This is a genomic window from Methylophaga sp. UBA2496 (genome assembly GCF_002341635.1).
Taxonomy (GTDB): Bacteria; Pseudomonadota; Gammaproteobacteria; order Nitrosococcales; family Methylophagaceae; genus Methylophaga.
Map to the genome: position 1 here is coordinate 281489 of NZ_DDOK01000003.1, position 23471 is coordinate 304959.

Genomic DNA, 23471 nt, shown 5'->3' on the forward strand with positions numbered 1-23471 from the left:
TAATAATCTTATCATGTCATCAATTGTGAGATGCAGATGCACAACTTAAAAAAACTTGTTTGGGCGCTGCTGGTAGTGCCTGTTATTGGCTTTGCACAAGTCAGTGAATATCAGCTGGACAATGGACTCAAGTTACTGGTCAAACCGGATAACAGAGCGCCTGTCGTGGTCTCTCAGGTCTGGTACAAAGTGGGTTCAAGTTACGAACACAATGGCATTACCGGTATTTCGCATATTCTTGAACACATGATGTTCAAGGGTACGGAGAATCTGGGCCCAAACGAGTTTTCACGCATTATTGCTGAAAATGGTGGCTCACAAAATGCCTTTACCGGACGTGACTACACCGCCTATTTTCAGACTTTGGAAAAAGAGCGACTGGAAATCAGTTTCCGCCTTGAAGCTGAAAGAATGCGCAAACTGATTATCGATGATGCTGAGTTGTTAAAGGAGAAGGAGGTGGTGGCCGAAGAGCGCCGCATGCGTACCGATGACAATCCTCGTTCGTTGTTACGTGAAGCCATGAATGCGATGGCTTTTATGAACAGTCCATATCATCACCCGGTGATTGGCTGGATGAACGATATCAATCATTACGATCCAGAGGATCTGCGCGAGTGGTATCAAATGTGGTACGCCCCTAATAACGCTACGGTTGTGGTCGTTGGGGATGTTGAGCCAGAAGCGGTTTACCAATTGGCTAAACAATATTTCGGCCCATTGCAACCTGAAGTGTTAGCGACGGTAAAACCTCAGGTTGAAATTCCCCAACGCGGTAAGCGGACTTTGGAATTGAAAGCACCTGCCGAATTACCTTATCTGATGATGGGCTGGAAAGTGCCTGTTGTCACCACAGCCATTGAGGACTGGGAGCCTTATGCATTAGACGTGCTGGCGGGCATTCTGGATGGTGGCGCCAGCAGTCGTTTCTCTCGCGAGCTGATTCGTGGGCAACAGGTTGCTGCAGGTGTCAGTGCCTATAACAGCGCGTTTTCCCGATTGGATGATATTTTCACTATTGCGGCAACGCCTGCACAGGGAAAAACGATTGAAGAGGTTAAACAGGCGGTGTTTGCACAACTGGATAAAGTCAAAACTGAGCCGGTCACCGAGGCGGAATTGCAACGGGTCAAAACGCAGGTGATCGCCAGCTCTGTTTACCAGCTCGACAGCGTATTTTATCAAGCCATGCAATTAGGTATGCTGGAAACTGTCGGATTGGACTGGCGGCTTGCTGATAGTTATCCCGATAAAATCAGTGAGATCACCGCTGAACAGGTACAGCAGGTTGCAGAAAAATATTTTATTGAAGACGGTCTGACCATTGCTGAATTAATTCCACTGCCATCAGACAATGCAACACCACGTCCTACCTCGGGAGATCCACATGCTCGTTAAGTTCATTGCCTCAATAGCGGGGCTCTTATTAGCTGGTTCAGCGATTGCCAGTCCACAAATAGAAAATTGGCAAACGGCTAACGGTACGCAGGTCTATTTTGTGGAAGCGAAACAGCTGCCGATGATGGATATTCGTCTGGTATTTGATGCAGGTGCTGCCCGGGATCCGAAAGGCGGAGTGGCCTTATTGACGAGCTCCATGCTTAACCAGGGCACACAGAATAAAGATACCGATGCAATTGCCACTGCGTTTGATGATGTAGGTGCTGAATTCAAGTCCGAATCTGAGCGGGACATGGCGGTATTGAGCCTGCGAACATTATCCAAGCCCGATGCATTAGAACCAGCGATTGAGACCTTTGTTGAAGTCATCAGTCAACCGACATTTCCCGAAGCGTCATTTGCCAGATTAATCAATCAGGTGAAAACCAGTTTGCAAAGTGAAAAGCAGTCACCTTCAGCTATCGCCGACCGTGCTTTTTATCAGCAATTATTTGGTGACCACCCTTATGCGGCCATGCCCATTGGAACTGAAACTTCGGTAAATGAAATAACCATTGCCGATTTGGAGCAGTTTTATAAGCAATATTATGTAGCCAGCAATGCGGTATTGGTCATTGTGGGGGATGCTGATAAAAATCAGGCAAAAGCTTTAGCAGAAACTATTTCTGCAAGTCTGCCTGCTGGAACAAAAGCAGCAGCTTTGCCTAAAGTCTCCCCTCTGGAAACAGCACAGGAAGTCCGTCTACCGTACCCTTCCAGTCAGACCACGATTTTGATGGGACAGCCAGGATTAACCCGCGATGATGCGGATTTTTTTCCATTATATGTAGGTAATCACATTCTGGGTGGCGGTGGACTCGTGTCTATTATCAGCGACGAAATTCGTGAAAAACGCGGTTTATCATACAGTGCCTACAGCTTCTTCCGGCCCATGCGTGAGGCCGGGACTTATCAGTTTGGTCTGCAAACCCGCAATGATCAGGCTGAGCATGCGCTGGAAGTATTGAAACAGACATTAGTGGATTTCGTTGAACAGGGGCCAACTGAAGAGCAGCTTATTGCTGCACAAAAAAATATCACCGGTGGCTTTGCTTTGCGTTTAGACAGCAACAGTAAAATTGCCGATTATCTGGCGATGATCGGTTTTTATAATTTGCCGCTGAATCATCTGGACACCTTTAATGAAAGAGTGGATGCGGTGACGATTGAACAGATTAAAGCCGCTTATAAAAAACGTATTCATCCACAAAAGATGGTCACCATTCTGGTAGGTGGCGAAGCTGAATAAATCTACACGTCAATCAGTACGTATTATTGGAGGTCAATGGCGTGGGAGGCGTTTGTCTTTCCCCGCCGTTGAAGGACTGAGGCCAACCTCAGATCGTATTCGGGAAACTTTGTTTAACTGGCTGCAACCGCATTTACCGGGCTCGGTTTGTCTCGACTTGTTCAGTGGCAGTGGTGCATTAGGTTTTGAGGCCGCCTCAAGAGGTGCAGACAAGGTCGATATGATTGAGCTGGATCTGCAAGCCTATAAACAGTTGCAGACCAATAAAGCAATGTTAACTGCTGAACAGTGTGCGTTATTCAGACAGCCTGCTCAGCAGTTTCTGAATCAATCAGCTGGGACCTACGATATTGTTTTTCTGGATCCACCATTTGAAGCGAATATCTGGTCTGAAATGGCTGATTTATTATCTCAGAGAAACCTTTTACATAAAGATAGTCTGGTGTATCTGGAATCTAATAAACATCAAAAAGTGAATCAGCTTCCAGATAATTGGCATTTAATTAAAGATAAACAAGCCGGTGATGTAAAATATTGCTTATTCGCAATGAAATAAGGTTTTGGCATGTCAATTATCGCCATTTATCCCGGTACCTTTGATCCTATTACACATGGACATATAGATTTGGTACAGCGTGCCAGTCGGTTATTTGAAAAAGTGATTGTTGCCGTCGCCGCAGATACAGGTAAAAAACCGGTTTTTTCAATAGAACAACGATTGGAATTAGCCAAAAAAACGTTAAATGAATTACCGAATGTGGAAATTACCAGTTTTGATGGTTTACTGGTTAATTATGCAATGCAGCGAAATGCTTCGGTAATCATTCGTGGTTTACGTGCCGTCTCAGATTTTGAATACGAAGTACAACTTGCCGCAATGAATCGTCGTTTACAAAGTGAAGTAGAAACTTTATTTCTGGCGCCGGCTGAACAATTTACCTTTATTTCTTCCAGCCTGGTCAGACAAATTGCCGCTTTAGGTGGTGATGTTTCACAATTTGTTGCCCCTTGTGTTCAGGAAGCGTTAAACAAGCAGCTGGCAGTGAAAAAGTAGTCGAGTTAAAATCTATCAGTTTCATTACCGTTTAATTAAAGAGTTATCGGAGTAAATCATGTCTCTGTTTATTACTGACGAATGCATTAACTGTGATGTATGCGAACCTGAATGCCCTAACGGCGCGATTTCGCAAGGTGAGGAGATTTATGAAATCGATCCTGCCTTATGCACAGAATGTGTAGGGCATTTTGATACGCCGCAATGTGTTGAAGTCTGTCCGGTTGATTGCATTCCGAAAGATCCTGATAACGTTGAAACACATGATCAACTTTATGCAAAATATAAAGTTTTAGTGGCAGTCGGGAATTAATAAAGTTTTCAAATAGACAAAGTAAGTAATACTGATATTATTCTGTTTTATATGTTTTAAATTAAAGGTAATGTGATGAGTACTTTATCTGCTTTGCAACTTGAAAAACTCTCCGAACAAGAATTACAAAAATTGATTAGTCAATCAAAAAAACAGATTAAAAAACTGAAAACCAAAAAAGTTGCGGAACTCAATAGTAAAGACAGCGATGTTGTCGCTGTTGCAGATGCCGTAAGAGCTTTGGCAAAAGATAAAAAAGTTACCCCTGCAGAAGCGCTTACAGCTGTTGCTAAAAATATGCGAGTAGGTTTGTCAGGCGCACGTAAGCCACGTGCTGAAAGTGCTGATAAATACCGTCATCCTCAAGATCCGCAAAAAACATGGAAAGGCTTTGGTAAGCGTCCATTATGGTTGGTTGAAGAATTAAATCGCGGGCGTAAGCTCGAAGAATTCAGAATCTAAGCAGAACATCATAGTGCAGTGTCATAACTGCACTTTAGTTTTTATAGCACTGGTTGCAGAAATCATTCCGCTGATGGTCTTTCAAGTATTCGGTGCTTTCGGCATTTCTGTCGCTGAGGTATCCTTCCACGTTTTCTGCACCATATTCACAAAGAGAACCCATGCAAGCTGATTATCGCCCAGATGTGATCGAAGCTGCTGCCCAAACGTGGTGGCAACAGCATCAAACTTTCCGTGCTTCAGAAGACACGAGCAAAGAAAAATTCTATTGCCTTTCCATGTTTCCCTATCCAAGTGGTCAATTGCACATGGGGCATGTTCGTAATTACACCATTGGCGATGTTATTTCCCGCTATCAGCGCATGCTGGGGAAAAATGTGCTGCAACCGATGGGCTGGGATGCATTCGGTTTACCCGCTGAAAATGCGGCGTTGAAACACCAGGTGCCACCCGCAGAATGGACTTATAAAAATATTGACTACATGCGTGCTCAGCTGCAACGTCTGGGGCTGGCGTATGACTGGGATCGTGAAATTGCCACCTGTAAACCGGATTATTACCGCTGGGAGCAATGGCTGTTTGTACGGTTATTCAAGAAAGGTCTGGTTTACAACAAAACAGCAGCGGTGAATTGGGATCCGGTCGATCAAACTGTTTTGGCTAATGAACAGGTGATTGATGGACGTGGCTGGCGTTCCGGTGCGTTAGTAGAACGTCGTGAAATTCCCCAGTGGTTTATGAAGATAACGGATTATGCAGAAGATTTGCGTGACGACTTGCAGCAGTTGTCTGGCTGGCCTGAGCAGGTCAAAACCATGCAGGCAAACTGGATTGGTCGCTCTGAAGGGTTAAAAATCACCTTTGCTGTCGCGGATAGCGAAGAAGATATTGAGGTGTATACCACACGTCCTGATACCCTGATGGGCGTGAGTTATCTGGCCATTGCGGCTGAACATCCATTAGCCTTGCGCATGGCTGAAACCAATGCGCAGTTGCAGCAGTTTATCGAAGAATGCAAGAAAACTGACACCACCGAAGCGGCATTGGAAACAGCTGAGAAAAAAGGCATGGCGACCGGCTTATCAGTCATTCATCCAGTCAGTGGTGAACGTATACCGGTCTGGGTCGCTAACTTTGTGTTAATGGGCTATGGAACCGGTGCGGTTATGTCGGTACCGGCACATGATCAACGTGATTTCGAATTTGCGCAGAAATACAGCTTACCGATCCGTCAGGTCATTGCACCTTTAGATGATACCAGTATCGATCTGCAGCAAGCTGCCTTCACGGAAAAGGGACGGTTAATTCAATCGGCACAATTCACCAGTTTAACTTCAGCAGAAGCCTTTGATGCCATCGCTGATGAATTAAGTAAGCAAAATAAAGGCGAGCGTCAGGTGAATTATCGTCTGCGTGATTGGGGTGTTTCCCGCCAACGATATTGGGGCACGCCTATTCCTGTCATTTATTGTGATAGCTGTGGTGCTGTACCTGTACCAGAAGCCGATTTACCGGTGTTATTGCCGGAAGATGTGGTAGTTGATGGTTCAGGTTCCCCCATCAAATCCATGCCGGAATTTTATCAGTGTGATTGTCCCGAATGTGGCAAGCCGGCACGTCGGGAAACGGATACTTTTGATACCTTTTTTGAATCTTCCTGGTATTACGCAAGATTCACCAGCGCGGATAATGATGAGGCAATGCTGGATCAGCGTGCAGATTACTGGTTACCGGTTGATCAATACATCGGTGGTATTGAGCATGCTGTATTACATTTACTTTATGCGCGCTTTTTCCATAAATTATTGCGTGATGAAGGACTGGTGAGTGGTGATGAGCCATTCAAAAACCTGCTCACTCAAGGCATGGTGCTGAAAGACGGCGCCAAAATGTCCAAATCAAAAGGCAATACAGTCGATCCGCAAGCGCTGATTGATGAATATGGTGCTGATACCGCTCGCTTGTTTATGATGTTTGCTGCGCCACCTGAAATGTCCCTGGAGTGGTCTGATAATGCGGTGGAAGGTGCCAATCGTTTTCTCAAGCGGTTGTGGCGTAGTGTGCATGAACACGCAGAGGCTGGCGTAGTAAAAAATAAAAAGTTAACGGATTTATCAGAAGCCGCTACAGATCTGCGTCGTCTGGCCCATCAAACTCTGACGAAAGTGTCAGATGATTTGGGGCGGCGTCATACTTTTAATACCGCGATTGCGGCGATAATGGAACTGATGAATGCATTAGCTCGATTTACAGAGCAAAATGAACAAGCGCGTGCCGTCCGTCAGGAAGTACTGGAACTTGTCGTATTGATGCTGGCCCCGATTACGCCTCATATCTGTCATGCACTGTGGAGCCTGCTGGGTCAGGATAATGCGGTAATTGATGCAGACTGGCCCCAGGTCGATAATGATGCTTTAAAGCAGGACAAAATCGAGCTGATGATTCAGGTCAATGGTAAGCTACGTTCTAAATTAATGGTTGATGTAAATGCCCAGCAAGCTGATATCGAGCCCCTTGCCCTCGCAGATGAAAATGTTCAGCGTTATATTGATGGCAAAACGATTCGAAAAGTCATTCTGGTGCCTGGCAGGCTGATCAATATCGTTGTCGGCTGATAAACAAAGGAAACAATGATGTTGAAGAAACTGGTTATTGCTGTCTTATGTACGATGGTGGCCGCCTGTGGTTTTCAGTTGCGTGGTGCAGCCGACCTGCCGGAAAGTATTCAGACCATGCACATTCAGGGCATTAGTATGCGTGAAGGTTTAGGCTTGGAACTTAAACGTACTTTGAGACGTAACGGTATCAATGTCATTGATGATTACAGTGAAGGCGCAGCAGTATTAAGCTTCCTGAAAAACCGCTATGAACGACGTGTTTTATCCGTTGGGGGCAATGCCAAAGTCAGTGAATATGAACTGATTTTAGAAGTGACCTTTCAGTTGACAGATAAGCAACAGAATAAATTAATCGACAATGAAAGTTTAGAAGCCCGGCGTGATTATCAGTTTGACCAGGAACAGGTTTTAGGGCGCGATGGAGAAGAGCGTTTATTGCGTGAAGAAATGGACAAACAGGTCAGTCAGGCGATTCTCCGCCGTTTAGCCGCACTGGATTAAAAACTGATGCGAGTAAAGGCAGAACAGCTAAGCTCACAATTACAAAATACGTTACCGGTCATCAGTGTGGTTTTTGGTGATGAAGCATTGTTGGTGGAAGAAACGGCGGATCAGATCCGTCATCAGGCCAAAGCACAGGGTATTGCCGAGAGACAGGTCTGGCATGCTGATGCACGGTTTGACTGGTCAAAGCTCAGATTCGCTGACGACAGTTTATCTTTGTTTGCTTCGCAAAAGCTGGTTGAAATCAGGTTGCCTTCAGCCGCTCCGGGCAAAGAGGGCGGCGAGTTTCTAAGAAAATTTGCCGAGCAACCTGCGGCTGACACTTTTCTGTTATTGATTACTGGAAAGTTATCGCCACAACAGCAAAAAGCCAAATGGTTTACGGCACTTGAACGGGCGGGAATCAGTGTACCTGTATGGCCGGTCAGTTTGGATATGTTGCCTCGCTGGATTCAACAGCGGATGCGCCAGAAAGGTTTGCAGGCAAACCCTTCAGTCGCCACGATGCTTGCTGAAAGGACCGAGGGCAATTTATTCGCCGCTGCCCAGGAAATCGATAAACTTGTTTTACTGAGTCCGGATGGGCAGGTCGATGAACAGTTGCTGATAGAAAGCGTTGCCGACAGTGCTCGATTTGAAGCATTTTCCCTGATGGATGCTGTCTACGCTGGTCAGGCTGCAAAAATTCCTCGTATGTTGAGGATGTTGCAGGCAGAAGGGAATGATGTATTAGCTGTATTTTCGGCGGTATCCTGGTCGTTACATCGGATGATAGATATGGCGGATCAGATTGAAAACGGCGCACAAGCTGCACAGGTTTTTGCCAGCCAAAAACCACCGATCTGGGATAAGGCAAGACCGCTGATTCAATCGGGATTACGTCGACACACTTCGGCAAAATGGCGAGCATTTCTACCGCAAATGGCAGCCATTGATAGAGCTGCAAAAGGTGGCGGTAATGATAATGCCTGGCGAATGCTGACAACCCTGTGTTTGCAAGTTGCCGGCGTGTCAATGCAATTGCAGCAAACATGAAAGCGGAACTATTAGCAGAGGAGAGTGCTGTGGACGTTGCAGCCTATATGCAGAAACTGGGTCAACAGGCTCGTGAAGCCAGCCGGGTCCTGGCCCGTGCGACAACTAACAGTAAAAATGCTGCGTTATTGGCGATGGCCAATGCCATTCGTAGCCAGGCTGAGACTCTGAAGTCAGCCAATCAGCAAGATTTAGTGGCGGGCAAGGCAAAAGGGCTGGATGCCGCTATGCTGGATCGCTTGACATTGACCGATGTTCGAATCGAATCAATGGCAGAAGGACTTGAGCAGATTGCTGCTCTGGCTGATCCGATTGGTGAGATCAGTGATATGCGTTATCGTCCTTCAGGTATTCAACTCGGTCAAATGCGTGTGCCGCTTGGAGTGATCGGCATTATTTACGAATCACGGCCTAACGTGACTGCGGATGCTGCCGGGTTATGTCTAAAGTCCGGTAATGCCACTATTTTGCGTGGTGGCAGTGAAGCCATACATTCGAATCAGGCCATTGCCGTCTGCATTCATCAAGGCTTACAAGAGGCCGGCTTGCCAGTGACCGCGGTGCAGGTAGTGGAAACCACTGATCGTGAGGCCGTCGCCCAGTTAATCACAATGCCGGCTTATGTGGATGTTATCGTGCCACGTGGTGGCAAAAATCTGATTGAACGTATCAGTAACGATGCTCGTGTACCTGTTATCAAACATCTGGACGGGATTTGCCATGTGTATGTTGACGTTGAAGCAGACCTTGCCATGGCAGAAGAAATTGCCTTTAACGCCAAATGTCATCGTTATGGTGTTTGTAATGCGATGGAGACGTTATTGGTTCATGCCGGTGTTGCCACTCGCTTTTTACCTGAAATGGCCGAACGGTTTATGAAAGAAGGTGTGGAATTACGTGGTTGTAACGAGACTTTGAGTATTTTGCCAAACATTAATTCAGCCATGGATGCAGACTGGGACACTGAATATCTGGCACCGATTCTTTCCATTAAGGTTGTGCAGGATGTCGATGCCGCAATGTTGCATATCTATCAGCATAGTTCAGCGCATACCGAGACAATTGTGACGCAAAATTATGATACCGCCCGACGTTTCCTGCAGGAAGTTGATTCCAGCTCGGTGCTGGTCAATGCTTCAACACGATTTGCCGATGGATTTGAATATGGGCTCGGAGCAGAAATCGGTATTTCCACCGATAAATTGCATGCCCGTGGTCCAGTAGGGTTAAATGGTTTGACATCACAAAAATGGATAGTGTTCGGTAGTGGTCAAGTCAGAAAATAAATCCGATGCGATTGGTATTTTAGGCGGTACGTTTGATCCGGTACATTTCGGACATTTACGTTCGGCTTTGGAAGTTTGCCAGCAGCTCAGTCTGAATCATGTGCGTCTGATTCCCTGTGCGGTGCCGCCACATCGGCAGGCGACAATGGCCAGTGCAGAAGTCCGGCGTTTAATGCTGGAACTGGCAGTCAAATCTGTTGAGCAATTAATTGTTGATGATCGTGAACTGCAACGAGATGGCCCTTCATTCACGGTGGATACTTTACTTAGCTTGCGTGAAGAGCTTCCGCATACCCCATTGTTTCTTATATTGGGAACAGATGCTTTTCGTGGTTTAGCGAGTTGGTCCCGTTGGCAGCAGATTTTGCCGCTGGCACATATCGTTGTCGTCCAACGCCCGGAGGAAACTCTGGATTTGCCGGGAGAACTGCAAAACTGCTACGTGCACAACCTGGCTCAAGCAGCAGACCGTCAACTTCTGGCAGGCAAAATCTGGCCACTGACCGTGACACCACTGGCGATTTCTGCCACGCAAATCCGTAAAGATTTAGTGGCCGGTCATCCTGTCAACTTTCTGCTCCCTGAATCGGTGATAGCGGTGATTGAACAATTAGGTCTGTACCGTTCAAATGTCAGCATTAATTGATGGATCAGTTATTCTTTGTTATTTCTAAATTGGCTTGGGCCGTGCTTAGTCCGGTAATGCTGCTGAATATACTGTTGGTGTTCGGCACATTGTTGCTGATTTTGGGTTATCGAAGAATTGCTTTGCGATTTCTGTTTCCAGCGATGTTGTTCAGTTTAAGCCTGATGTTATTACCGGTCGGCGACTGGTTAATCTATCCATTAGAAGCCCGTATCAGCCAACCACTACAGCTACCCGATGATATCGATGGCATTATTGTTCTGGGTGGTGGTGAAGATATAAAAAGCACGATCAGCTGGCAGCAGCCACAGGTAGGACAAGCCAGTGATCGTTACTTTGGTGCGGCCTATTTAGCCGCACGTTATCCAGGTAGTCCGGTTATTTTCACCGGTGGTCATAATTTACTTTTTTTTGATGCAGGCACAACACCTGCGCAGCTGAGTCATCAGTTGCTGACGATGGTAGGGATTGATGAAAAGCGGCTGATTATTGAGTCTCAGTCACGCAATACGTATGAAAATTTTCAGATGTTAAAAACGGTATTACCCCAACGGCATGGTCAGTATCTGTTGGTTACCTCGGCTTATCACATGCCACGATCAATCGGTATTGCAAAAAAACAAGGCATTAATGTGTTGCCCTATCCGGTCGATTATCGGAGCCAGACAGGGGATTCACGTCGATTAGATTTCGCTGTGTTTGACCAATTGGAAAAACTTGAGCCGGCCTGGCGTGAGTGGGTTGGGCTGACAGCCTATTTTGTAGCCGGAAAAACCAGTCAATGGTTTCCGGCAATGCAGACAGGCGGCTTGAATGAATCAGCCACAGACGCACAGGTCGACATACGTTAAACTTAATCTACAAATTTATTTATTGGAGTGCCCATGAAGGCAGAACAACTGAAATTATTAGTAATAGATGCACTGGAAGATATTAAAGCGGAAGATATTACCGTGCTGGATGTGACCGGTATGACCGATGTCACCGATGTGATGATAATCGCCACCGGTAAATCTACCAGGCAGGTAAAAGCTCTGGCTAACGAGGTGTCAGCTCAGGCAAAAGCCGCCGGTGTACAACCACTGGGGATGGAAGGGGAAGACATTGGTGAGTGGGCATTGGTTGATTTGGGCGATGTGATCGCGCATATCATGACCCCGCAAACCAGAGCGATCTACAATCTGGAAAAGTTATGGTCTGTCGCTGAAGTCACGCAAAGTGCTTCGGCTGATGGTGAATGAAACTGAATTTGCTCGCTGTTGGCCAGAAGATGCCACAGTGGGTAACCGAGGGGTATAACGAATATTCCCGGCGAATGCCACGTGAATGCCAGCTTGTTTTGCAGGAAATTGCACCTGCAAAACGAGGTAAGTCCGGTAGTGTGGGTCAATGGATGCAGGAAGAAGGCAAACGGATAATGACTGCCTTACCTGAAAATGATCACGTTGTTGCGCTGGAAGTTGGCGGTCGTAACTGGTCGACAGAACAGTTAGCAGATCAATTGAAAAACTGGCAAGCCTCTGGGCGTGATGTCAGTTTATTGATTGGTGGTCCTGACGGTCTGGCCCGTGAATGTCAACAGCGTGCCGATCAACATTGGTCACTATCGAGTTTGACGTTGCCTCATCCCTTAGTACGTATCATGGTTGCAGAGCAGCTCTATCGGGCCTGGACGGTTCTGCAAAATCATCCCTATCATCGCGCATGAACTTTCCCGCAGTTTATCTGGCATCTGCTTCGCCTCGCCGCAGAGAACTCCTGACACAAATCGGGGTCGATTTTTCAGTACTGAATGTTGCTGTTGATGAATCCGTTTTAACGGCAGAATTGCCTTCGGCTTACGTCAGACGCATTGCCCTGGCAAAAGCGCGTGCTGGCTGGCAAACATTACAAGCTGACTGGCGTCCGGTAATTGGCGCAGATACTGCTGTGGTATTGCCTTCACAGGATATTCTTGGCAAGCCTGAAAGCCCGCAACAGGCCAGAGAGTTTTTATCGCAATTATCCGGTATCGAGCATCAGGTCATGAGTGCTGTAGCGATCGTCTGGCAACAGCAGAAATGGTTAAGTCTGCAGGTGAGTCAAGTGCGTTTTAAAACGCTGACCGCTGCTGAAATTGAGTGGTATGTTGACACTGGCGAAGGTAAAGATAAGGCAGGAGGATATGCTGTTCAAGGCTTAGCTGCTATGTTTATTGAAAATATCAACGGTAGTTATTCCGGCGTGATGGGGCTGCCTCTATTTGAAACCCGTCAGCTTTTACAACAGGTAGATAGTGTTCATGAGCAGTGAAATTCTGATTAATGTTACGCCAAGCGAAACCCGTGCAGCTGTGGTGGAAAACGGGGTATTGCAGGAAGTCTTCATTGAACGTAATGAACATCGTGGTCTGGTTGGTAATATTTACAAAGGAAAAGTCTGTCGCGTGTTACCTGGTATGCAGGCCGCTTTTGTCGAAATCGGTTTATCGCGTGCAGCGTTTTTGCATGCTTCTGATATTTCGATCCCCAAGGGACAATCTGGTGATTTAAAAGAAGCGCCGCGTATTACTCCGCCGATTACCAGCCTGTTACGTGAAGGTGATGAACTGTTAGTGCAGGTCATCAAAGATCCGATGGGCAGTAAAGGGGCGCGTTTAACCACGCAATTATCGGCCTCGTCACGCTATTTGGTCTATATGCCAGAAGCAGAAGGCATTGGTATATCCCTGAAAATTGAAGGGGAAGCAGAGCGGGAGCGACTGAAACACTGTTTATCCGAACTGTTGGCTGAACAGCAGGGTGGTTATATTCTGCGAACAGCAGCAGAAGGAGTGAGCGATGCAGAGTTAAGCACCGATCTGGAATTTTTGCATCGCCTGTGGGGAAAATTACGTCAGCGGGTAGCAACAACTCAATGCGGTGAAGCCCTGTACCAGGATTTACCGTTAACCTTAAGAGCTCTGCGCGACCTCTTTTCACCGGAAATTGAACGTATTCGAATTGATGCTGCTGAAACCTTCAGAGAGGCACAGCAATTTGCAGAAAGCTTTATGCCTGAGTGTGTCGTCAGATTGGAGCATTATCGGGGCGACCGTCCTTTATTTGATTTATTTGGCGTAGAAGATGAGATTCAGAAGGCGCTTGATCGTAAGGTGCCTTTGAAATCAGGTGGTTATGTGATATTCGATCAAACCGAAGCGATGACCACGGTTGATGTGAACACCGGCGGTTTTGTTGGCCATAAAAATCTCGAAGAAACCATCTTTAAAACCAATCTGGAGGCGGCACAGGCCATAGCCCGGCAGTTACGGGTTCGTAACCTGGGCGGCATTATCATTATTGATTTTATTGATATGGAAGAAATCAGCCACCGCGATCAGGTATTACGGACGCTGGAAAAAGCCATGCAGCTGGATCGCGCCAAACATAATATCTGCGCTGTTTCAGAGCTTGGGCTGGTTGAAATGACTCGTAAACGCACCCGTGAAAGTCTTGGACATATCCTCTGTGAACCCTGTCCATGTTGCGATGGACGTGGATATACCAAAAACGTTGAAACGGTTTGCTATGAAATTTTTCGTGAAATCCTGCGTGAGTCTCGTCAGTATGAGTCCAAACAGTTTCTGGTGCTGGCCTCTCAGGATGTGATTGATCGACTTAATGATGAAGATTCCACTAAAGTCGCGGAATTAGAACAGTTTATTGGTAAGCCGATTCTGTTTCAATGTGAGCCTCAGTATGGTCGTGAACAATTTAACGTGGTGTTGATGTAGCCATGCCGCTATTTCATCGTAGCCTGCGTATCGCTGGCAGACAAATTACCAATATTACGGCCTTGATTGTGGTAGTAATGCTGATGGCACTGGGGCTGGCTTACTGGTTATCCAGTGCAATAGCGGATCGTAAAGACGAAATTGCCGCCTGGGCCAGTGAAAAAACCGGCTATCCGATTCAGATCGGGGAAGCGGGACTCTACTGGTTCGATCTGTTTCCCAAACTGATGGTGACTGATATTGCTGTGATGCAGGTTAAACCTGATATCGGTGAATTGTTTGTTGCTGATGAGCTATACATTGGTCTGGATCTGATTGCGAGTCTGCAACAACGGCAATTGGTGGTTGATTCGGCACGTATATCCGGGCTGAAACTGGCGATTCAGCGTTCATCTGAAGGTGGTTTCAGCCTTATTGGTTTGCAAGGTAAATCGTTAGAACAGGATTTTGATGATTCTCAAATTGAATGGTTTGAGCAATTGCGATCCTGGCGGGATATTGAATTGTTATCGGCCGAAATTCAATTCGATGATCAGTTACAGCCACAGCTGAGTGGCCTTTATGAATTGAATCAACTGGCATTGATTCACAATAACAAATCTAATTTGATAGGTGATATCACCTTACCCCACCATTTAGGAGAGCAGCTGAATTTCACAATAGAGGCGGAGTTAAATTCGGCTGGAATAGCCAACTGGCAAGTTAATCAGCTCGATGCCAGACAATTGCAATTGGCTGCTATTTTTCAGAGCCAACAATTCGATACCATTTCAGTGACGCGCGGCCGTGCAGATCTCAGATTAGATGCCGGATCGATACTGAAAAAACAATGGCAAGGCCAAGTTCAGCTCACCGATGTCAGTCTGGAAAACCTGAACAAGCCTGAAATTGAATCGTTAGACATTGATCACATGTCCGGACAATTCAGCTGGCAGGGTGATGCTGCTGCCTGGCAATTAAATGCCGATCCTGTTCAGTTGACCGTCGCAGGCGATAGTTGGCCACAGTCGATGATAAATCTGCAGTATTCAAAGATGAAAGGCTGGATCGCTCAAAGCAGTTTTCTGCGGCTTAGTGATTTGACCACCCTGGCCCTACTCAGCGAGAGTTCACCGCCGATACTGACTAAATATCAACCTGCGGGAGATATCCGCGACATTCAGCTTTCATGGAATAATAACGAGCTGCAATCGGCAAAGTTGATAGTGGATGAGTTTGCCAGCTTGCCAGTGGATGAATGGCCGGGTGTGTCGGGACTGAGTTTGCAACTTGACTGGAATCCGCTTTCTACACAGCTAATGATTAACAGCCGTGATCTCACGTTGTATGCCCCAACCTGGCTGCCGGAGGCGATTTACTTTGATGTAGTCGAAGCCAGCGTGGACTGGACCGGTGCCGAACAGAACTGGCAGATGCAACTGACAGAATTGAATATCTGGAACAATGATCTTACTTTCCGGGGCAAGATTGGCCTGGTAAGTCAATCTGATGCCACTCTCGCCGATATAGATCTGCAAATGCTCGATGTGGCTGTTGCCAGCTGGTTGAGTTATGTGCCCCGTTCGATTTTGGACCCTGATTATCTTGAATGGGCTGAAGATGCTTATACCAGCGGACAAATTGAAAGTGGAAACTTTACATTAAAAGGCAATTTAGCTGAGTTTCCATTTACCGCTGATGATTCTGCAAATGTATTCGAATTTACCCTGAATGTTGTTGATGTTGGACTGGATTATGGGGAAGGCTGGCCGGCGTTGGAAAGTATTGCCGGTCAAGTCGTCAGCAGTGCTAACAAGCTGGATATTTTGCCCAAGTCAGGGAGAATCGCCGGGTTTGATTTTGTTGATGTCAGTGCGGTCATTAACAATATTTATGCTGGTAAGCCTGTTTTGGATTTGACGGGCTTGTTATCGGGTACTACTCAGAATGCACTGAATTTCTTGCAGAACAGTCCGCTTAGCCCACGCTATGGTGATATTACCGATTGGGTATCGGCTCAGGGCAATAGCAACATTGTCTTAAATCTGAAAATTCCATTGCTTGACCCCAATGCAACAGATGTTACTGGTCATCTCAGTTTTGAAAGCAGTCAACTCAGTTTGGCGGCTATGCCTGAGATGCCAATTAAAGATATCAAAGGACGTTTATTCTTTAATAATGATGGTGTGAATGCGGAAGCCATTAATGCAAATATTTTTGCCAAACCAACCCTCATTGATGTTATCCCCCAGGCTGAATCAACCTTGGTAACAGCGAAAGGCGAAGTCGATAGTCAGCAGCTAGAGGGGCTGTGGCAAAAAAATATGCCTGAGTTTGTGCGTGGTACCACCCGTTATCAGGCTGATATCGAAATTCGGGAAAAATCTATGGGTGAGTTTGAGACCGATATTCGTGTGACTTCGGATTTGGCTGGAATAACCATTGATGCCCCAGAGCCTATTGGGAAAAAGACGGCTGATAGCCGTTTGATCAGCGTTGAATTGATGGAAGATACCCAACAGCGGCCGCTATTTCACTTGAATTATGACGATGTTGTAAAAGCCGTCTGGCAAACTGGGGATGCCACAAGAGCTGAAATAACTATTGGTTTACCGGAGCCAGAGCTGCCGGCAACGGGTATTCGCTTCAAAGCTCGACTCAACGATTTATCAATATCGGATTGGACGCAATGGCAACAGAAATGGCTGAAAGACTTACCTGAGACAGAAAATAATGATAACTGGCCTGCAGTTGAAATAGAGCTGGCGGTTGATAATCTGCAGTTTAATCAGTGGGTGCTTAATGATGTTCAATCAAAAGCGTTTCAGAGGAATCAAATCTGGCAGCTGGAAATCCAGTCGAGACAAATGCGGGGCAATATTCGCTGGCCAATGGATTCTGCTTTATTACCGACGCTGCATTTTGATTTTGTGGATCTTCAATTACCAGCAGCCTCTAATGAAACGTCAGATCGTAAAAAATTCAGCTCTGATTTATGGCCAAGCTTTCAGTTAAATATTGATAATTTGACAGTGGATGGAATGCAGCTGGGCAGAGTGCAAGCGCGAGCTATTCAACAGGGCCAACGTTGGGTATTGGAAAGTGCCAGTCTGCAATCAGCCGTATTGCAGGCAAATCTGGATGGGGTTTGGCAAAAAAATGAGCTTGCTGATAACAGTAAGTTAAACTTGCAACTTACCAGTAACGACCTGGCCGGTTTGTTTTTGGATCTGGGGTATCAGCCTGCCATTGAGGCGAATCAGGTCGAGGTTAAAGGACAGTTCAGCTGGCCAGATGAACCATTAAACCTCTCTCTGGCAGCATTACAGGGTGACTTGAACCTTCAAGTCAATAATGGTCAACTGGTCGATGTAGAGCCAGGTGCCGCTGGACGGATCTTTGGTTTAATGAGTTTTGCCGCTATTCCACGGCGTTTGTCCCTGGATTTCAGTGATTTTTTTGGCAAAGGTTTTGCCTTCAGACAAATCAGTGGTGATTTCCAGTTTGCCAATGGACTGGCAGTCACCGATAACCTCAAAATGCGTGGTGAAAGTGCCAATATTGATGTTTCCGGGCCTATCAATATTGTTGATAGAACCTATCATCAAACAGTAGTGGTCACCCCCAATGTTTCTTCCACCTTGCCACTTGCCGGTGCGGTTGCTGGTGGGCCCGTCGGGCTTGGTGTAGGAACAGCGATTTATCTGGTTGACCGAATTGCGGGTCGTTTATTTGACCGGGATTTAGTGGATATGATTAGTTATCGCTATCGACTCACCGGTCCCTGGGATGATCCTGACCTCTCATTGAGTCGACCGGAAACACCTTAGTTTCATCTTGTTAGATTGACATTTATAAAGCGCTACCAGAAAAACATTGGCAAGACTCTAGGGCCTGTTCCGGCGGGATGATAGTCATGGATGTACCGGCTGACATCACTCATGCCGCTTTAATTGGCGCTTTTTCAGTCTCAACGGAGACAGCTATCAAAGATCAACAACCCCCTGGATCTGCTAAGATTGTCCTTTTTACACATAGTCCAAAAGTAATGACAAACCCTATATTTGACCAATTGGAACAACAGATACTGATGCCAGCAGAGTTGCAGACATCAGATATTGAGCGGGCTTTATCAAGCACCATGAGACCCGGTGTTGATTTTGCTGATCTGTATTTTCAGCGTTCGCGAGGCGAAAACTGGTTAATGGATGATGGCATCATAAAAGATGGTGGTTATCATCTGGAGCAAGGAGTCGGCGTCCGGGCTTGCAGCGGCGAAAAAACCGGGTTTGCCTATTCAGATGACCTGAGTCTGAAAGCGCTTCTGGAGGCGACTCATGCGGCCAGTGCTGTGGTTAAACACGGACAACAAAAACAGGTCGATGCGCGCAAGATGGTTGATGCATCTCCGTTTTATTCTGATCTTGATCCGATATTGGGAATGGACACCCAGACAAAGTTAAATCTGTTACGTGAAGCGGACGCCTATGCGCGTGCCGCTGATCCGCGAGTTAATCAGGTCACCGTCAGCTTGGCTGGAAGTCTTGAGCATATTTTAATTGCGGCCAGTGACGGCACCTATGCGGCAGATATCAGACCGTTAATCAGGATGAATGTCAGTGTGATCGTTGAATCAAAGGGAAGACGCGAACGCGGCAGTGCCGGTGGCGGCCGTCGTCTGGATTATCAATACTTTATCGATAATGATTTAGCTGTCACATTTGCCAAAGAGGCTGTCCGGCAGGCGCTGGTTAATCTGGAAGCAGTTGATGCGCCAGCTGGTTCTATGCCCGTGGTATTAGCCTCTGGCTGGCCGGGCGTGCTACTGCATGAAGCAGTAGGTCATGGGTTGGAGGGTGATTTTAATCGTCGTGGCACCTCAGCCTTTTCTGGCAGAATCGGGGAGCAGGTGGCTTCTTCCTTATGTACTGTAGTCGATGATGGTACGTTATCCGATCGCCGTGGCTCGCTGACAATTGATGATGAAGGTACACCGACCGAATTTACCACGTTAATTGAAAATGGCCGCTTGACTGGGTACATGCAGGATAAATTAAATGCCCGCTTGATGGGCATGCGCAGTACCGGCAACGGTAGACGTGAATCATACGCCCATCTGCCAATGCCACGTATGACGAATACTTATATGCTGGCTGGACAACATAAGGCCGAAGAAATTATTGCTTCCGTCGAAAAAGGTATTTATGCCGTGAATTTTGGCGGCGGCCAGGTCGATATAACTTCTGGGAAATTTGTGTTTTCCAGTAGCGAAGCCTATCTGATTGAAAATGGCAAAGTGACCCGTCCGGTGAAAGGGGCAACTCTGATAGGTAATGGTCCGGAAGTCATGAATCGTATCAGCATGGTTGCCGATGATCTTGAACTGGATTCTGGAATTGGTAACTGTGGAAAAGAAGGACAAAGTGTACCGGTCGGTGTGGGCCAACCGACATTGAAAATTGACGCTTTGACTGTCGGGGGAACCGCTTAAATGACTTCACAGCACAAAGCCGTTGCCTTAATTTCAGGTGGTTTGGATTCAATGCTGGCAGTTCGTGTCATGCAGGAGCAGGGTATTGAAGTTGAAGGCATCAATTTTTTTACTGGATTTTGCGTCGAAGGCCATACTCATGCGATTCGCAATCAGCATAAAGACAAGCAGAAACGCAATAATGCTTTGTGGGTGGCTGAACAGCTCGGTATCAAATTACATATCATTGATGTAATCGAAGAATACAAAGATGTTCTGCTTAATCCAAAACATGGTTATGGCACTAATATGAACCCTTGTCTCGACTGTAAAATCTTTATGGTCAGAAAAGCTGTTGAGTGGGTCAGGCAACATCATATGCAAGGTTTTGACTTTATCATTACTGGCGAGGTAATTGGTCAGCGGCCCAAATCTCAATTAAAGCGCACAATGCCAATTGTGGCGGCTGAATCCGGAGCAGATGACCTTCTGTTACGCCCTTTATGTGCCAAAAATCTGCAACCCACGAGACCGGAGCGTGAAGGCTGGGTTGATCGTGAAAAGCTTTATGGTTTTCATGGGCGAAATCGCAAACCGCAAATCGCTTTGGCAAAACAGTTCGGTTTTGATGATTTTGCAACGCCTGCTGGTGGTTGCTGTTTCCTGACTGATGAAAGTTACTCCAGTAAGCTGGTGGATCTATGGAAGGCCAGAAACAGCCGTGAATATGAGTTGGATGACATTATGCTGTTGAAGGTTGGCCGGCATATTCGGCCGAAAGCCGATTTTAAAATGATCATTGCCCGGGATGCAGGCGAAAGTAAGTTCCTCGAAGGTTACCGTAAACAATTTATCAGTCTTTATTCAACCAGTCATAATGGTCCAATGGCCATCATTGATGGCGATATCGAACAACAGGACTTTACGCTTGCCGCTTCTATTGTTGCGCGTTATGGGCAGGGACGCGATGCGGATGAGGTCGAGGTAGAAATTACTGTACCTGATAAACCACCCAGACATATTCAGGCTCGCCCAATCAGTGTAGAACAGGTTCCACAGGAATGGTACGTATGAAACAAGTCGAATTAGACGCAAGAAGATTATTATGTCCCTTGCCAGTAATCAAAACGCAGAATAAAGTAGCCGAGCTATCTTCAGGGGATATTCTCAAAGTGATATGTACCGATCCAGGGGCTTTAAGCGATATTCCTGCATGGGCCCGAATTCATGGTCATCTTATCGTGGATTCAGTGGAAGACGATGATGAGATCATTATTACGGTCCGAGTTGGTGCGTAGCACTTTATTGGTGCGGAATAGTTGTGTTTTGCACCAAATTAGAGCGTGAGTGGTTTATGAATGCACTCAAATGGTTGATTTTACGGAGCCAGCGAGTTGGCAAGATTTGTGCTGTAAGTTGCGAGTGAGTTTTTTTGCACCAGAGTGTGCAGTTTTTTTAATTTGGAGATTATAAATGTCAGTCGAAAATGTGCTTCAGATAATTAAGGACGAGGACGTTAAATTCCTTGATTTCCGTTTCACCGACACGCGTGGTAAAGAGCAGCACGTTTCTTACCCTGCCCATTCAATTGATGAAGATACTTTCTCTGAAGGTGTCATGTTTGACGGTTCATCTGTTGCCGGCTGGAAAGGAATTAACGAATCCGACATGATTCTGATGCCGGATGCAACGACTGCCGTTTTGGATCCATTTATGGACGATACGACGCTGATCGTTCGTTGCGATATCGTTGAGCCAGCTACCATGCAGGGATATGAACGCGATCCTCGCAGTGTGGCAAAACGTGCAGAAGCTTACCTTGCATCTACTGGTTTGGCAGATACCGCTTTCTTTGGTCCAGAGCCAGAATTTTTCATTCTTGATGATGTCCGTTGGGGCAGCGATATTTCTGGTTCATTCTATAAAATTGACTCAGATGAGTCTTCATGGAATACCGAAAAAGTTTTCGCAGATGGTAACAAAGGTCACCGTCCAAGTGTAAAAGGTGGTTACTTTCCGGTGCCGCCAGTGGATTCACTGCAAGATATCCGTTCTGCCATGTGTTTGACCATGGAAGAAATGGGCTTGGTTACAGAAGTGCATCACCATGAAGTTGCTACAGCAGGCCAGTGTGAAATCGGTACTAAATTCAACACTCTGGTTAAAAAGGCTGACGAAGTTCAGATACTGAAATATGTTGTGCATAACGTTGCCCATGCGTACGGTAAAACAGCGACATTTATGCCAAAACCTTTGGTAGGTGATAACGGCAGTGGTATGCATGTTCACCAATCTTTGGCTAAAGAAGGTGAAAACCTGTTTTCTGGTAATAAATACGGCGGTTTGTCTGAAACAGCCTTATTTTACATTGGGGGTATTATCAAACATGCCCGTGCGCTGAACGCATTTACCAATTCTTCAACCAATAGTTACAAGCGTCTGGTACCAGGTTTCGAAGCGCCTGTAATGTTGGCTTATTCAGCACGTAACCGTAGTGCGTCTATCCGTATTCCTTTTGTCAGTAATCCAAAAGGTCGTCGTATCGAAGTTCGTTTCCCTGATCCATCAGCAAACCCTTATCTGGCATTCAGTGCGATGATGATGGCTGGTCTGGATGGCATTAAAAACAAGATCCACCCAGGTGATGCGATGGATAAGGACTTGTACGACTTACCGCCCGAAGAAGATGCAGCGATTCCAAAAGTTTGTCATGCATTGGATCAGGCATTGGCCGAACTGGACAAAGATCGCGCTTTCTTAACAGAAGGTGGTGTATTCACTGACGATATGATCGATGGCTATATTGAATTGAAGATGGAAGAAGTCACCCGTCTGCGTATGGAAACACACCCTGCAGAGTTTGATTTATATTACAGTGTTTAAACTTTTTTGATTGATGTCACAAAACGCCTCCCTCGTGGAGGCGTTTTTTTATGTTTGCTAGTTGCACAATAGTAAGGCCTGACCTATATTCATAATATGAAATTCTTTCTTATTATGTTGTTTGGTCTTGGCACAGCTGTGGCGGCTGATATCTATCGCTGGGTTGACGACAATGGTAACCAGGTTTATTCAGATGAACCTGTTGAAAATGCAGAAAAGATTGAGTTACAGGATTCCATGACGTATTCACCCGTGCAAATTCCTGGTGTGACCGATTCGACCACCACTACCAATGAACAGGAAGAATCCGGCGAGTCAGAAGTCGACCCTGATTATAAGTTGACAATTGTTGCGCCTGAAGATGATGCTGGCATCAGGGTTAATAACGGTAATGTCACGGTGAATCTGCAATTACAACCGGCTTTCGTACCTGAGCGTGGTGATAAGATTCAGCTATATCTTGATGGTTTACCCGCGGGTGTGCCTATGCCTCAATTAAGTTTTATGCTGGAAAATCTGGACAGGGGTACGCATAAACTTTCAGCGGTCGTGCTGAATGCATCAGGAGAAGTTATTGCACAAAGTGAAACAACTACTTTTCACTTGCAACGAACCAGCTTGCTTCAACCGGGCCGTCAACAGAACAATCTGCCTGGGGGTGGTGCTCCCACTATTCCAGGTATTCCCACCAACCCAAGTGTTCCTAATCCCAACTAATTCATCTTGAATAACTGTACGCACCAAAATGAAGCGTACAATAGCCTGAATTTCCTTAAAA

22 protein-coding genes are annotated in these 23471 nt (G+C 46.2%); all 22 read left to right on the plus strand.

From position 1 onward, the window contains the following. Positions 1 to 36 precede the first annotated feature (36 nt). The 22 genes from B2W60_RS02230 to B2W60_RS02335 all read left to right on the plus strand — a co-directional run bounded on the left by B2W60_RS02230 (position 37) and on the right by B2W60_RS02335 (position 23410). Positions 37 to 1398 (plus strand): M16 family metallopeptidase, encoded by a 1362-nt coding sequence (locus B2W60_RS02230; RefSeq protein WP_292361637.1) that lies wholly within the window; start codon positions 37 to 39, stop codon positions 1396 to 1398. After that, entirely contained in the window at positions 1388 to 2689 is a 1302-nt protein-coding gene (locus B2W60_RS02235) for a M16 family metallopeptidase (RefSeq protein ID WP_292361638.1), read from the plus strand. Before B2W60_RS02230 ends, B2W60_RS02235 begins: the two co-directional genes overlap by 11 nt. Then, on the plus strand, positions 2673 to 3245 hold the full coding sequence (gene rsmD / locus B2W60_RS02240) for a 16S rRNA (guanine(966)-N(2))-methyltransferase RsmD (protein ID WP_292361639.1): 573 nt from the start codon (positions 2673 to 2675) through the stop codon (positions 3243 to 3245). The genes B2W60_RS02235 and rsmD overlap by 17 nt, the downstream gene beginning before the upstream one ends. 9 nt (positions 3246 to 3254) lie before the next feature. After that, complete coding sequence (gene coaD, locus B2W60_RS02245; protein WP_292361640.1) at positions 3255 to 3743, plus strand: pantetheine-phosphate adenylyltransferase; 489 nt, start codon at positions 3255 to 3257, stop codon at positions 3741 to 3743. A 58-nt stretch (positions 3744 to 3801) separates the two neighbouring features. After that, complete coding sequence (locus B2W60_RS02250) at positions 3802 to 4056, plus strand: YfhL family 4Fe-4S dicluster ferredoxin (RefSeq protein ID WP_292361641.1); 255 nt, start codon at positions 3802 to 3804, stop codon at positions 4054 to 4056. 75 nt (positions 4057 to 4131) lie between these two features. Further along, entirely contained in the window at positions 4132 to 4518 is a 387-nt protein-coding gene (locus B2W60_RS02255) for an H-NS family nucleoid-associated regulatory protein (RefSeq protein WP_292363534.1), read from the plus strand. A gap of 161 nt (positions 4519 to 4679) precedes the next feature. Continuing rightward, positions 4680 to 7133: a leucine--tRNA ligase gene (gene leuS / locus B2W60_RS02260; protein ID WP_292361643.1), complete on the plus strand. Its 2454-nt coding sequence runs from the start codon at positions 4680 to 4682 to the stop codon at positions 7131 to 7133. A gap of 18 nt (positions 7134 to 7151) precedes the next feature. Continuing rightward, a complete protein-coding gene (gene lptE / locus B2W60_RS02265; RefSeq protein WP_292361644.1) occupies positions 7152 to 7637 on the plus strand; it encodes an LPS assembly lipoprotein LptE in 486 nt (161 codons plus the stop codon). A 6-nt stretch (positions 7638 to 7643) separates the two neighbouring features. Next, a complete protein-coding gene (holA, locus tag B2W60_RS02270; protein ID WP_292361645.1) occupies positions 7644 to 8675 on the plus strand; it encodes a DNA polymerase III subunit delta in 1032 nt (343 codons plus the stop codon). Beyond that, positions 8672 to 9961, plus strand: coding sequence for a glutamate-5-semialdehyde dehydrogenase (locus tag B2W60_RS02275; RefSeq protein WP_414673288.1), 1290 nt, complete (start codon positions 8672 to 8674; stop codon positions 9959 to 9961). Before holA ends, B2W60_RS02275 begins: the two co-directional genes overlap by 4 nt. Further along, positions 9942 to 10607: a nicotinate-nucleotide adenylyltransferase gene (gene nadD, locus B2W60_RS02280; protein ID WP_292361646.1), complete on the plus strand. Its 666-nt coding sequence runs from the start codon at positions 9942 to 9944 to the stop codon at positions 10605 to 10607. The genes B2W60_RS02275 and nadD overlap by 20 nt, the downstream gene beginning before the upstream one ends. Then, entirely contained in the window at positions 10607 to 11458 is an 852-nt protein-coding gene (locus B2W60_RS02285; protein ID WP_292361647.1) for a YdcF family protein, read from the plus strand. Before nadD ends, B2W60_RS02285 begins: the two co-directional genes overlap by 1 nt. A gap of 33 nt (positions 11459 to 11491) precedes the next feature. Further along, positions 11492 to 11848, plus strand: a complete 357-nt coding sequence (rsfS, locus tag B2W60_RS02290; RefSeq protein WP_292361648.1) for a ribosome silencing factor — start codon at positions 11492 to 11494, stop codon at positions 11846 to 11848. Next, positions 11845 to 12315: a 23S rRNA (pseudouridine(1915)-N(3))-methyltransferase RlmH gene (rlmH, locus tag B2W60_RS02295; protein WP_292361649.1), complete on the plus strand. Its 471-nt coding sequence runs from the start codon at positions 11845 to 11847 to the stop codon at positions 12313 to 12315. The genes rsfS and rlmH overlap by 4 nt, the downstream gene beginning before the upstream one ends. After that, a complete protein-coding gene (locus B2W60_RS02300) occupies positions 12312 to 12899 on the plus strand; it encodes a Maf family protein (protein ID WP_292361650.1) in 588 nt (195 codons plus the stop codon). Before rlmH ends, B2W60_RS02300 begins: the two co-directional genes overlap by 4 nt. After that, positions 12889 to 14361, plus strand: coding sequence for a ribonuclease G (gene rng / locus B2W60_RS02305; protein WP_292361651.1), 1473 nt, complete (start codon positions 12889 to 12891; stop codon positions 14359 to 14361). The genes B2W60_RS02300 and rng overlap by 11 nt, the downstream gene beginning before the upstream one ends. A 2-nt stretch (positions 14362 to 14363) precedes the next feature. Continuing rightward, entirely contained in the window at positions 14364 to 18170 is a 3807-nt protein-coding gene (locus tag B2W60_RS02310; protein WP_292361652.1) for a YhdP family protein, read from the plus strand. A 218-nt stretch (positions 18171 to 18388) separates the two neighbouring features. Further along, on the plus strand, positions 18389 to 19831 hold the full coding sequence (tldD, locus tag B2W60_RS02315) for a metalloprotease TldD (protein WP_292361653.1): 1443 nt from the start codon (positions 18389 to 18391) through the stop codon (positions 19829 to 19831). Beyond that, on the plus strand, positions 19832 to 20884 hold the full coding sequence (locus B2W60_RS02320; protein WP_292361654.1) for a tRNA (5-methylaminomethyl-2-thiouridylate)-methyltransferase: 1053 nt from the start codon (positions 19832 to 19834) through the stop codon (positions 20882 to 20884). It abuts the gene before it with no gap. Continuing rightward, positions 20881 to 21108, plus strand: a complete 228-nt coding sequence (locus B2W60_RS02325) for a sulfurtransferase TusA family protein (protein WP_292361655.1) — start codon at positions 20881 to 20883, stop codon at positions 21106 to 21108. The genes B2W60_RS02320 and B2W60_RS02325 overlap by 4 nt, the downstream gene beginning before the upstream one ends. A gap of 175 nt (positions 21109 to 21283) precedes the next feature. After that, positions 21284 to 22693: a glutamate--ammonia ligase gene (gene glnA, locus B2W60_RS02330; RefSeq protein ID WP_292361656.1), complete on the plus strand. Its 1410-nt coding sequence runs from the start codon at positions 21284 to 21286 to the stop codon at positions 22691 to 22693. Between the two features lie 96 nt (positions 22694 to 22789). Continuing rightward, positions 22790 to 23410 carry a DUF4124 domain-containing protein gene (locus B2W60_RS02335; protein WP_292363538.1) on the plus strand — a complete coding sequence of 207 codons (621 nt, stop codon included), beginning with the start codon at positions 22790 to 22792 and terminating at the stop codon, positions 23408 to 23410. Positions 23411 to 23471 lie beyond the last annotated feature (61 nt).